Source organism: Leifsonia sp. Y862, from assembly GCF_057669585.1.
In genome coordinates, this window is record NZ_JBYHFR010000003.1 from 377,390 (window position 1) to 389,601 (window position 12,212).

General features: G+C 63.5%; 11 protein-coding genes. 7 read left to right on the plus strand and 4 right to left on the minus strand.

Annotated elements, in window-relative coordinates; genetic code table 11:
- Positions 1-6 precede the first annotated feature (6 nt).
- The 4 genes from AC25Z0_RS16065 to AC25Z0_RS16080 all read left to right on the plus strand — a co-directional run bounded on the left by AC25Z0_RS16065 (position 7) and on the right by AC25Z0_RS16080 (position 4,437).
- Positions 7-1,140, plus strand: a complete 1,134-nt coding sequence (locus AC25Z0_RS16065) for an FAD-dependent monooxygenase (RefSeq protein WP_488133840.1) — start codon at positions 7-9, stop codon at positions 1,138-1,140.
- Positions 1,137-2,150 (plus strand): amidohydrolase family protein, encoded by a 1,014-nt coding sequence (locus tag AC25Z0_RS16070; RefSeq protein ID WP_488133841.1) that lies wholly within the window; start codon positions 1,137-1,139, stop codon positions 2,148-2,150. The genes AC25Z0_RS16065 and AC25Z0_RS16070 overlap by 4 nt, the downstream gene beginning before the upstream one ends.
- Positions 2,147-3,121, plus strand: a complete 975-nt coding sequence (locus tag AC25Z0_RS16075; RefSeq protein WP_488133842.1) for a fumarylacetoacetate hydrolase family protein — start codon at positions 2,147-2,149, stop codon at positions 3,119-3,121. The genes AC25Z0_RS16070 and AC25Z0_RS16075 overlap by 4 nt, the downstream gene beginning before the upstream one ends.
- A gap of 68 nt (positions 3,122-3,189) precedes the next feature.
- Entirely contained in the window at positions 3,190-4,437 is a 1,248-nt protein-coding gene (locus AC25Z0_RS16080; RefSeq protein WP_488133843.1) for an MFS transporter, read from the plus strand.
- On the opposite strand, the gene AC25Z0_RS16085 is transcribed toward AC25Z0_RS16080, so the two are convergent.
- Together AC25Z0_RS16085 and AC25Z0_RS16090 are read right to left on the minus strand one after the other, a co-directional pair.
- The gene (locus tag AC25Z0_RS16085; RefSeq protein ID WP_488133844.1) at positions 4,434-5,402 is read right to left on the minus strand and encodes a LysR substrate-binding domain-containing protein; all 969 of its coding nucleotides are present in this window, start codon (positions 5,400-5,402) and stop codon (positions 4,434-4,436) included. The two genes, AC25Z0_RS16080 and AC25Z0_RS16085, sit on opposite strands and share 4 nt — an antisense overlap.
- Positions 5,403-5,499: 97 nt before the next feature.
- Entirely contained in the window at positions 5,500-6,363 is an 864-nt protein-coding gene (locus AC25Z0_RS16090) for an IclR family transcriptional regulator (protein ID WP_488133845.1), read from the minus strand.
- A 115-nt stretch (positions 6,364-6,478) separates the two neighbouring features.
- On the opposite strand from AC25Z0_RS16090, the gene AC25Z0_RS16095 reads away from it, so the two are divergent.
- Positions 6,479-7,462 carry a PDR/VanB family oxidoreductase gene (locus AC25Z0_RS16095; RefSeq protein ID WP_488133846.1) on the plus strand — a complete coding sequence of 328 codons (984 nt, stop codon included), beginning with the start codon at positions 6,479-6,481 and terminating at the stop codon, positions 7,460-7,462.
- Between the two features lie 28 nt (positions 7,463-7,490).
- Positions 7,491-8,696, plus strand: coding sequence for a cytochrome P450 (locus AC25Z0_RS16100; RefSeq protein ID WP_488133847.1), 1,206 nt, complete (start codon positions 7,491-7,493; stop codon positions 8,694-8,696).
- An 11-nt stretch (positions 8,697-8,707) separates the two neighbouring features.
- Here AC25Z0_RS16100 and AC25Z0_RS16105 read toward each other — a convergent pair whose 3' ends face one another.
- Complete coding sequence (locus tag AC25Z0_RS16105) at positions 8,708-9,619, minus strand: LysR family transcriptional regulator (protein ID WP_488133848.1); 912 nt, start codon at positions 9,617-9,619, stop codon at positions 8,708-8,710.
- Between the two features lie 5 nt (positions 9,620-9,624).
- Complete coding sequence (locus AC25Z0_RS16110) at positions 9,625-10,704, minus strand: LacI family DNA-binding transcriptional regulator (protein WP_488133849.1); 1,080 nt, start codon at positions 10,702-10,704, stop codon at positions 9,625-9,627.
- A gap of 180 nt (positions 10,705-10,884) precedes the next feature.
- Here AC25Z0_RS16110 and AC25Z0_RS16115 point away from each other — a divergent pair, with 180 nt between their 5' ends.
- Entirely contained in the window at positions 10,885-12,204 is a 1,320-nt protein-coding gene (locus AC25Z0_RS16115; RefSeq protein WP_488133850.1) for an ABC transporter substrate-binding protein, read from the plus strand.
- Positions 12,205-12,212 lie beyond the last annotated feature (8 nt).

Below are 12,212 nucleotides of genomic sequence, written 5' to 3' on the forward strand. Positions count from 1 at the left end.
ACAAACATGACTGCAGTTGAACGAGTCGCAATCGCCGGAGGCGGGGCGGCCGGAACCGCCGCCGCGATCCTCCTCGCCGAGAAGGGCGTCACCGTCGACGTCTTCGAAGCCAAGAACAGCCTGACCGCCCTCGGGTCAGGAATCACCCTGCAAGGAAATGCGCTTCGAGTCCTCGACAGGCTGGGCGTGTGGGACGAGGCCAAAAAGCACGGATATGGGTTCGATGTCGTGGGGTTGCGTGCGCCAGGCCCAGACGCGACCATCATCGCCCAGATCCCGGACCAACGAACGGGAGGTCCGAAGTACCCGGCAACAATGGGCATGTACCGGCCAGATCTCGCGCGCATCCTCGTCGACCGCGCGGTGGCCGTCGGAGCATCCGTGCACTTCGGGACCACCGTCACCGGGTTCGACTCCGACGAGTCCGGCGTGGACGTCGCGCTCTCCGATGGGCGGACCGAACGATACGACCTGCTTATCGGGGCCGACGGGCTGCACTCTCGGGTGAGGGAACTCCTGGGCGTCGACGCCGCACCGCAGCGCACGGGAATGGGCATCTGGCGTGCCTTCGTGAAGCGCCCGGCATCCGTCACGCACACCGAGCTCTATTACGGGGGACCCTGCTACATCGCGGGTTACTGCCCAACAGGTGACGACACGATGTACGCGTACCTCGTGGAGAAGGCCGAGGACAGGTCGGATGTCACGGAAGAACAAGCGGTCGAGATCATGCGTGGCCTCTCCCAGGGGTACCACGGTCCGTGGGACGACTTCCGCGCAGACCTTTCGACTGCATCGCGTGTGAACTACACGTGGTTCACCGAGCACCTCGTCCACGATGCCTGGAATCGCGGGCGCGTCGTACTTATCGGTGAAGCTGCGCACAGCGCACCCCCCACCCTCGCTCAGGGCGCGGCCCAGGCGCTGGAGGATGCAACGGTTCTGGCGGAACTGCTCCTCGCACGCGACACCGTCGATCAGGAGCTGTGGGATGACTTCCACGAACGGCGGATCCCACGAGTCACCGAGGTCGTCGAGGCCTCCGTGCAGCTCGGTACCTGGCTGATCGAGGAACAGCGGGACGCGAATATCCCCGGCCTCATGGGTCGGATCGGCGCCCTGGTCAGCGAGCCGGCATGAGCATCGTCGACGTACACGCCCACGTTCTCCTTCCCGCACTGCAGGCCGCGATACGGGAAGGAGATCCAACCGGATTCGCGGCGGCGGCGGCTCTCGAGGCCAGAAGGAACGGGCCGGAATCGATGGCTGCCTCCGGGCAGATGATCGGCGAGCGAATCCCCCGACTGACGCAGCTCCCGCTTCGTCTGGCCGACATGGATGAGCAGGGCGTCGACATCCAGGTCGTTTCCCCATCGCCCTCGCACTATTACCCATGGGCAGCACCAGAACTGGCGAGTTGGGCCGCCCGCGAAGCATCGCGAATGACCGCAGAGCACATCAAGGGAGCACCCGGCCGGCTTCTCGGTCTGGGGCTCGTGCCGCTACAGCATCCTGAGCTCATCGTCGGGGCGCTCGAGTACGCGGTCAACGAACTGGGACTCGCCGGCGTCGAGATCTCGTCGAGCGCCGGGGACGTCGAACTCTCCGACCCCCGCCTCGAGCCGTTCTGGGCACGAGCGACCGAACTCGATGCAGTGGTCTTCCTGCATCCCTTCGGCTGCACGCTTGATGAGCGCCTCGACAGCTTCTACCTGTCGAACACTGTCGGCCAACCGACTGAAAACGCCGTCGCGCTCTCCCACCTCATTTTCTCGGGGGTGCTTGATCGGCACCCGACACTTCGCATCGTCGCGGCGCACGGCGGAGGCTATCTCCCTGGCTACATCGGACGGAGCGACCACGCCTGGCGGGTACGACCCGAAGCCCACGGATGCATCAACCCACCCTCGAGCTACCTGCGACGGATCTGGTTCGACTCGCTCGTCCACGATGCGGCAGGCCTCCGCACGCTCATCGCGGCCGTGGGCGCCGACCGCGTGGTGCTCGGCAGCGACTACCCCTTCGATATGGGCGAGGAGAGACCGGTGCACTTCGTGCGCGGCGCCGGACTCGATGTCGACGTCGAGACCGCGATCCTGCAGGACAATGTGCACGGGCTCCTACCCGCGCTCGCGCGAGCGACGCGATGAAAATCGCACGGTGGTCCCACGCTGGTCACACCCGTGACGGATTCGTCATCGGAGAACGCGTGGTTCCATTTCCCGACGGACTGACGGTCGCGGATGTCGTCGCCACCGGTCTCGCGGCACTTCCAGCGATCGTCGACCGTGTGACGTCAGCCACCTCGGTTGCTCTCGAAGACGTCGAACTCCTGATCCCCATCGTTCCGGCGAGCGTGCGGGACTTCGTTGCCTTTGAAGAACACGTCGAGGGAGTTGTGCAATCCGTCAGCGGCGGCCACGGTGTCGATCCGGAATGGTACGAGTTCCCGACCTTTTATTTCACCAATCCGCACTCCATGATCCCGACTGCGACGACGGTTCGTCCACCACTCACCGATCGGCTCGACTTCGAACTCGAAGTCGCAGCCGTGATCGGTGCAGTTCCCGGCTCCGATGGCCGCGACCTTCACCCAGACGAGGCGGCCGACCACATCTTCGGATACACGATCTTCAACGACTGGTCGGCCAGGGACATCCAGTCCAGGGAGATGAAGGTCAGACTCGGCCCGTGCAAGGGCAAGGATTTCGCCAGCACCCTTGGGCCATGGATCGTCACAGCGGACGAGTTCGCCGGCAGGCTTGATGAGGACGGCTTCCTTCCGATCGTGATGGAAGTCTTCGTCAACGGCCAGCCCATCGGCCGGGACCTGCTGTCGAATATGGGCTGGCCGTTCGCCGACCTCATCGCCTACGCCTCTCGCGCCTCTCGGGTTGTCCCTGGCGACGTGCTTGGCTCCGGCACAGCCGGGAACGGTGGCTGCCTCGCTGAACTGTGGGGACGACGAGGAGAGGTCTCACCGCCTCCCCTCTGCCAGGGCGACGAAGTTGTCATGCGGGTCGAAGGCATCGGAGAGATCCGCAACGTGGTCGGCCACCCGGCAGAGGCGCCGCCCATTCCGCCGGCGCGTGCGCGACCCAGACTCAGGGAGCACGCCTAGTCGGTCAAGAACTCCGCGCCTCGTGGACGCGGTTCCGTAACACCCACATTCCCAATACAGGAGATTCAATGACGAACTCATCCATCGCAGCTCCGCGGGCTGCCGTCCGCAGTGCGGGCATCTGGCAGGCGGTGCTGTTGCTTGCAGGAAGCTGCATGCCCGTGCTCGGCGCTGTCCTGATCACACCGATCCTCGCCCAACTCAGTGAACATTTTGCTGGAGAGGCAGGCGCCGTCGTTCTCGTGCCGATGATCGTGGCGATCCCGGCACTTATGATCGCAATCTTTGCACCGTTCGCGGGGCAGATCGTCGACAGGCTGGGCCGAAAGAAGCTGCTCATCGTCGCGATGATCGCTTACGCCTTTGTCGGAACGGCTCCTGCCTACCTCGAGTCGCTGCAGCTCATCCTGGTCACCAGAATCGGAGTCGGCATCACCGAAGCGGCGATCATGACCGTCTGCACCACACTGATCATCGACTACTTCCATGAGGAGAAGCGACGCAACAAATACCTCGGACTGCAGACCGTTGTCACCACGCTTGCCGCAACCGTCTTCATCATCCTCGGCGGCGCCCTCGGAGTCGGCGGCTGGCACACGCCTTTCTGGGTCTACGCTTTGAGCCTCATCATTGCCGTTCCGATGATCTTCCTCCTCTGGGAGCCCAACCGCGCCGATGCTACAGACGCGCATAGCCCGTCGGCGACGAAGGTACCCGTTCCGTGGCGACGACTTCGCCTGCCCCTGATCGTCGCACTGTTCGGCGGTTTCACCTTCTACGTCATGCTCATCGAGGCCAGCTATCTCCTGGTCGCGAACGGCGTCAAGGCAAACGACACCGCCACGATCGGGGCTGTCGCAGCGCTTGCGTCCCTGATAACAGCAGCGGGAGCGCTGTCATTTCCGAAGCTCGCCAAGCGGGGGCCACGATTCCTCCTCCCACTCGCATTCGCCCTGCAGTCGATCGGCATGCTTACGATCTGGTTGGTTGGAGGCGTTCCCGGCGTTGCGATCGGAGCTGTCATCGCGGGCTTCGGCTCAGGACTTCTATTGCCTTCCATGGTCACGTGGGCGCTCTCCGGCACCCGATTCGAGGAGCGCGGGCGTGCGACTGGTTGGTGGCAGTCAGCATTCTTCTTCGGTCAGTTCTTGACCCCCATCCTGATGGGCGGCATTGCCGCTGCAGTCGGAGGCTTGCCCACTGCCGTAGGTGTCGTCGGCATCGCCTGCGCACTCGTGGCCGTCGCCCTCGGGCTTGGGCTCCGTGCTCGCTCCGAGGAGTACGCCGAAGCGCCCCTCGGCTCAGTGCAGCGCTAACGCGTGGGGTCGGGACCAGAATGGGTTTGTCCCGACCCGATCGGGCTCTCGAACAATCGGCCAGCCTCCGAGAAGAGGTCGCGCATCCAGATGTGCTCTGGATCTCGCCGGTGAATCGGATGCCACCACAGTGCGTTCGTGATCGGGGTGGCCTCGAACGGAGGAGTCAACACTCGAATGGCGGGGTTTTGCAGGGCGAACTCCGTGAGGTGCGCCTGGATGAGTCCAAGCCGTCGCGTGCCGGCGATGAATGATGGCAGCGCGAGGAAGCCCTCGACGACGCAGACGACGTTTGGCTCGACCCCCAGCTGCTGCAGCTGACGCGTTGCCGAGGTGAACGCAGACCGGGACTGATAGGTGAACACCCATGGAGCTGCCGCAACGTCAGCCATCGACAGGGTGTCCCCGATCAGATCGTTGTCAGCTGACGCGATGATCACCCACCCATCCGTGGAGACATCGACGAACGGCAGGTCAGACAGGAACCCGTGCGGCAGGAGGATGGCGTCGGCAGATCGGAGATTGCTAACGGCATCCTCAACGATCTTCGGGGTGTGCTGCATGAAGCGGAAGCGTACCTGCGGGGCGCGCTCAGCGGCGAGGTCGGCGACGACCCTCCCGACTGTCGCGAAACCGTAGTCCGAACCGAAGACGGTGAACTCCCGCATCGATTCGCTCGGGTCCCATGCTGCCTGGCTCGCGAACACTCGCTGGGCGGCATCAAGGGCGATCCCCGTCTGCTCCGCCAGGCGTGAGGCAAGCGGGGTCAGCTGATACGAGTTACCCTGGCGCGCCAGGATCTGGTCGCTGAAGTGGATCCGCAATCTGGCCAGCGATGCGCTCAGCGCAGGCTGGCTGAGGTTGAGCCTCTCTGCCGCTCGCGTCACGCTGCGCTCAGTGAGGAGAGCATCGAGTGAAACGAGTAGGTTCAGGTCAAGTCGGGTGATGCTCTGTGGGGTCGGCACGTCATCGTGTCCTTCGCAGATCGGATCGACGCGGCATCAGCGACGTCGATGTCTCAAGGACACCATATAGCGTCGATCGATTGCCTGGGCGACGGGCTCAGCTGCCGGTGCGGCGGTCCCGCGAGAGGAACTCCATCGACTGACTCGAGGAATGCACCAATGCCCGGAAACGGCCTCCGGGGCTTGCCGCCGGGTCGCTGGACGGGAGCGCAGCCGCGCGGAGTGCCGTGGCCGTTCGCAGGGCGGCTATCCGCAGCGTCTCAACGGTGTGCAGCCACGACTGGTCGTCATTCGGCACGACAGCTCCGATTGCGGCCACCGTCTCACCAGCGGCCCCGACCACGGGAACCGCGATGCCCCGAGCGCTGGGATGTATGTGCCCGTCAGTCACGGCGAATCCTTGTTTTCGAACATCGGACAGCGCTGCCCTCAACACGTTTGGATCGTGGATGGTCGCGTCGGTGTACGACGGCAGAGGTGCAGCGAGAACGGTTGCGAGTGCATCCGGTGGGAAATTCGCCAGCAACACCAACCCTGTCGCCGATGCATGCAGCGGCAGCCGGCCCCCGATGATCGTCGATGAAACGACGGCGTCGAGCATCGAAAGGCGTTCCAGAAAGAGGACGTCTCGCCCATCGGCGATGCCGAGCTGGACATGTTGTCGAACAACAGCATGCGCTTCCAGGAGATAGGGGGACGCGGTCTCGCGAAGGCCAAGCGCACCGGGCGTGCGGCAGGCGAGTTCCCAGAGACGCACTCCGAGCCGATACGTCTTGTCATCCAACCGTTCAACAAGACCAGTGTCAGTCAACTCGGCCATCAGACGATGAGTTGTGGAGAGCGGCAAACCACTACTTCGGGAGAGCTGAGAGATCGTGAGGAACGGCTGGCCTATCGAGAAAGAGTCGAGTAGCAGCAGCTGCCTGGTGAGCGCCGATTTTCCTGCAGATGCCTTCGCCATCGATCCTCCGCGCCGAGCCTAACATTTTCCTTTCAACGGAAAGCCAAAGCCGCGCTTCTGCCCCGTGTCATATCGTGTGGTCACTCGTCGTCAACGGTGACAGCAGGAGAGTCCAGTGAAATCCCCACCATCGTCAGCACCCCAAGAATCCGAGCGTTCGAATGTAGGGGACCTCGTCGTCGTTTCCACAGAGGTCATCGCGTCGGACGTGGTGTCGATCAGGCTCCGCCGTGTCGACGGTGGACGCTTACCGGACTGGACGCCTGGTGCCCACATCGACCTCATCCTGCCGAACGGGATCACCCGTCAGTACTCACTCTGCGGTGATCCGGCGAACAGCATCGAATACCGAATCGCGGTGTTGCGTGAGTCAGCGGGACGTGGCGGATCACGCTTCATCCATGACGTGCTTGCCGTAGGTGACCGAGTCGGACTCGGTGGGCCACGAAACAACTTCGTCCTCGTCCCGTCCCCGTCGTTCACCTTCATCGCCGGCGGCATCGGAATCACCCCACTCCTTCCTATGCTGCACGCAGCTGACGCGCTCGGTGCCCGCTGGAGGCTCCTGTACCTCGGGCGGGATCTCAGCACCATGGCGTTGACGCGTGAGATCAGTGGGCGGAACGGCGATATCACCCTGCATCCAGCCTCCGAACGCGGGCGCATATCTCTTGCAGACTGGATCGGGAGCTTCGACGAAGCGACCAAGGTCTATGCGTGCGGCCCTGCTCGGCTCCTGGCATCCGTCAACGACATCACTCGCTCGTGGAGACACGGGTGGGTGCGAACCGAACGGTTCACCGCCCGCACGTTCGATGCGCCGATCCGCGCCGATTCGTTCGAAGTGCAGGTCTTCGGGACTGACATCGCAGTCGACGTCGAACCGGGCACCTCCATCACGGCAGCTCTGCGTCGCGCGGGGGTTGACATCCTCACGTCGTGCGCCCGTGGGGTGTGCGGCACCTGCGAGACCACCGTCGTGACCGGAGAGCCCGATCACCGCGACTCAATTCTCAGCGATGACGAGCAGGTGGCCGGAGACTGCTTCTTCCCCTGCGTCAGTCGTTCGCGCAGCGACCGCATTGTCATCGCCGTCTGACCACGCTCGCCTGATGAAAGGGCACCACATGACCATCACGGACGCACCGACCATGGCTGAGAACACTGAAGACCCGTTCAGCGCCGACATCCTCGAGGATCCGCTTCCCTTTCAGGAGCGGCTGCGCGAGGCTGGAAGTGTTGTGCACCTTCAGAAATACGGCGTCTACGCGATGGGCAGGTACGACACCGTCCGTTCCGCCCTGCTGAACTGGCAGGACTTTCAATCCGCCGCTGGCGTCGGCATGACCAACTTCACGGTGGAGAAGCCATGGCGGCCACCGAGCCTGCTTCTCGAGGCCGACCCGCCCCACCACGACGCCCCGCGTGAGGTGCTCGCGAAGATCCTGAGCCCGCGATCCATTCGTGAGCTGGAACCAGCATGGGCGGATGACGCGGAGCGCCTCGTTGACGATGTGGTGCACGGACCGCTCGAGTTCGACGCCGTCGCAGCGCTGGCGGAAGCATTCCCACTTCGCGTTTTCCCCGACGCGGTAGGCCTCCCAGGCTCAGACCGCGACCACCTTCTTCCGTATGGCGATCATCTCTTCAACACCTTCGGACCCGAGAACTTCCTGGTCGAGCACGGCGCGAAACGCGCACCGGAACTGTCAGCCTGGGTGAACGCACAATGCTCACGGGAGTCCCTCTCCCCGACCGGGTTTGGGGCAAACATCTGGGCGGCGACGGATCGCGGCGACATCACGAGCGCCCAGGCGCCGCTCATCGTCCGCTCCCTGCTCTCCGCCGGCGTCGACACCACCGTTCATGCCATTGGTGCAGTGCTCCACGCATTCGCAACCCACCCCGAACAGTGGGCGGCCCTCCGCGCCGACCCGCGGCTGGCTCGTCGAGCTTTCGACGAGGCGATCCGCCTCGAATCCCCGGTGCAGACGTTCTTCCGCACGACCACACGGGACGTGACCATCGGCGGCACCCTCATCCCAGAAGGACAGAAGATCCTCATGTTCCTCGGATCGGCCAACCGCGACCCACGGCGTTGGGAGCACCCCGATGTGTTCGACCTGTCGCGCGATCCGTCAGGGCACGTCGGGTTCGGCATGGGCATCCATCAGTGCGTTGGTCAGCATGTAGCCCGCCTCGAGGCGGCCACGCTCGTCACGGCGCTGGCGCGACGGGTGCGAACGATCGAGCTCTCCGACCGGCCAACACGCCACCTCAACAACACGCTGCGCGCATGGGAGACCATGCCGGTGCGCATCACCCTCACCTGATCGAACAGGAGCTAGCGGCGCATTCCCGGCACGGTGACCTGGTTCATCTGGGCTCTCAACCACTGATGACCCGGATCATCGTCGAAAGCAGCATTCCACCAGAAGGCGTTGCGGAGATCTGGCACGTCGATTGGCGGGTCGAGCACGACGACTGGACGGGTCTCGGCGAGGCGTCGAGCCAGGGATTCGGGAGCAAATGCGATTCGGTCAGTGTCAACGACGAGATCAGCGAGGGTCAAGAAGTTTCGGCTCACCACCTGAATGTGGGGATAGATCCCGATGGTGTGCAGTTCACGGATGGCCAGGGAGATCGCTGTTCTCCCGTTGAATGTGACCACCCATGGAAGCCGGCCCAGCGCCTCCTCGGAGAGGTCCGGTGCATCGTGGCGGGCTGCGTCGGCGATGCAGACCCACCGATCCAGGAACAAATCCTGGTGCGCAGCTCCCTTGATATATCCGTGGGGAACGATGAGGCCATCAATGTCTCGAAGTGACTCAGGAGCGTTGTCGACGACGGTGTCCTCCATCTGCTCGAACACCAACTGGACAGAGGGCGCGTACTTGGCGATGCGGCGGGACAGGGGCGCTCCGAAGACGCTGGCCGCATAATCCGAGCAGATGATTCGGAACTCTCGCTGGCTGGATGCTGGGTCGAAATCGGATTGCGATCCGAAGACTCGGGACACGGAGGCTGCTGTGGCTTGGATCTCAAGGCTGAGCTGCACCGCGAGCGGGCTCAGCACATACGAATTGCCGGAACGAACGAGGAGGTCGTCATTGAAGTGCCGACGGAGGCGGCTCAGCGACTGGGACAGCGCAGGCTGGCTCATGTGCATGCGCTCTGCGGCGCGGCTTACGCTCCTCTCTTCGAGCAGCGCTTGAAGAGGCAGAAGAAGATTCAGATCGACGTTGACCGGTTCCATGGTGACTACCGTACGCCCGGGTGGGACGCCGCCATGCCGGTGCTCTCGCGCACGATCAACGTCGGTTCCAACTCGATCTGCTCGTGTCGATGGGTGCCAGGTTCAGCGACTTCGCGAAGAAGGAGCTGTGCTCCTCGATAGCCCAGTTCGTCGCCGGGCTGGCCGATCGTGGTGATCGGGATGGGACTGTCCCATGCTGCCTGGTTGTTGTCGTAGCCGACGATGCCGACCTGGGACGGAACGCTTACGTCGTGGGCGGCGAATGCCTGGGCGATGCCGGCCGCAAGGAGATCGGACGCGGCGAAGATGCCATCAATGCGGTCGGCATTGATGTCTTCGATGAGTGTGAGACCGACCGCCCATCCGTCGGAGCGGTTGACGCCGATCGGATCGATCTCGCGTGCAGGCTGCAATCCGTGCTCGGTCAGGGCTCGATGGAAGCCCAGTCGCCGTTCGGTGACCGGTTGCAATCCGCTGGGGCCACCGATGAACGCCAGGCGGCGCCGGCCCGTTTCCAGGAGATGCTGGGCAGCCATGTAGCCGCCGACGTCGTTGCGAATGTGGGCGCTGCAGAACGAAGCAGGATCTGCCGCATAGTTCAGGAGCACGAGTGGGCCACCTGGCGACGCTCGCTGGGCGATCGCCCGGTAGTGCGACTCATCGTTGAGTGTGAGGAGGACGCCAGCGACGCGTCCCTCCGCGAACAGGCGCACGTAGGTGTTCTCCCGGTCGAGGCGCCCGTCACTGTTTGCCAGAAGGAGGGTGAGGCCGGCTTCTTCCGCAGCGCGCTCTGCCCCGGCGGCGATCTCCACGAAGAGCGAGTTGGACAGATCCGAGAGCACCAGTCCAAAGGATGGTGTCCGGCCAACCGCCAACGAGCGTGCAGGCCCATTCGGCACATAGTTGAGCATCTGGATCGCACGCTGCACCCTGTTGAGCGTGACGTGCGTCACTCGCTCCGGATGGTTGAGCACATTAGACACCGTTCCCTGCGAGACGCCCGCCAACGATGCCACGTCGGAGATCGACGCACTGGACGGAGGAGGTGTGGTTCCTCCTGCGGGTACTTGCACGGCAAAGGTCATGCGCCCAACTTACCGGGACATGCCATGAAGCGCTTCAAACCTCGGCGTATGCCTGCGAGGCATATCGGGTATTACAGATGGCGATGGATACGGGGCCGACGGCTATTCCGGTCGTGACTGTGCGCCCCTAACATCAGCTTGAAGCGCTTCAAACGAGGCCTACATTCAAAGGAGAAAACATTGCCTTCACCCTTCACACAGCGTGGTGTGCGTCGCTTGGTGCCGCTTGTGACCATTGTCGGAGCGAGCGCACTTCTCATCACCGGCTGCAGCGCCGGTGGTAGCGGTGGCGGATCCACTACCGCACCAGAGGACTTCACCTACCTGTCCTTCGCGGAGAACACATCCATCAAGGACACCCTGACCGCCCTCAGTACCGATGAGTGCTCCGCAGAGAACGACGCCCTTCCTCTGAAGGTGACGACCCAGCCGCAGGCAAGCTACGACCAGCAGCTGCAGCTACTCGCCGGCCAGAACGCTCTGCCCGTCCTGATGGCCAGCGGAAACACGCCCCAGGTCGCGAAAGACCTCAACAAGGGTGGCAAGCTCGTCGACATCGAAGCGGCACTCGAGGAGCTCGGCAAGAGCGACGACATCATCCCTGCCGCGAAGTCGACCATCGACGCGCTGTACGACGGCGACCAATACGTCCTCCCGACTGAATTCAACGTCGAAGGCATCTGGTACAACAAGAAGATCTTCGCTGACAACGGCATCGATGTTCCGGCAACCTGGGACGAGCTGACCGCGGCCGCAGACACGCTCAACACGGCCGGCGTGACGCCGTTCTCCGCCGACGGCAAGGACGGATGGCCTCTGACCCGTCTCGTCGGAAACTACATTTTCCGCGACCTCGGACCCGACGCCCTCCAGAAGGTGGCTGACGGAGACGCGAAGCTCACCGACCCCGAGTACGTCAAGGCGGCCGACGAGGTCGCGAAGCTCGGGGAGAAGGGGTACTTCGGGCCGTCCGTCGGCTCGATCGACTACACGACCGCGGTTACGCAATTCCTCTCTGGGGATGCGGCCATGTTCTACATGGGCAGCTGGATCCTCGGCAACTACGCAGACCCCGCCCAGAACGTGATCGGCGCAGACAACATCGGCTTCATGCCATTCCCCGAGGTCACGGGCGGCAAGGGATCGATCGACCAGCTCGCTGCCAACGTTGGCGTGCCGTTGGCGCTCTCACAAGCGAGCTACACCGATGACGTGGCGAAGTGGGTTGGCTGCATCGCGGACAACTTCGGCTCAAGCTCTCTGAAGAACCAGGGAGTCATCACCGGCTTCAAGGTCAACACGCCGGTCGAAGACCTGCCACCGCTCACGAAGACCGTGCAGGAGCAGATCGACAACACCACGCAGAGCGTGCTCTGGTTCGAAGCCCTCTTCAACGCGAAGGCGGCCACCACCAGCCAGACGAACGCATCTCAGCTCGTAACCGGTGCGATCGCTCCGGAGAAGTTCATGGAAATGGTCCAAGCCGACCTCGGCAACTGACACCAGAA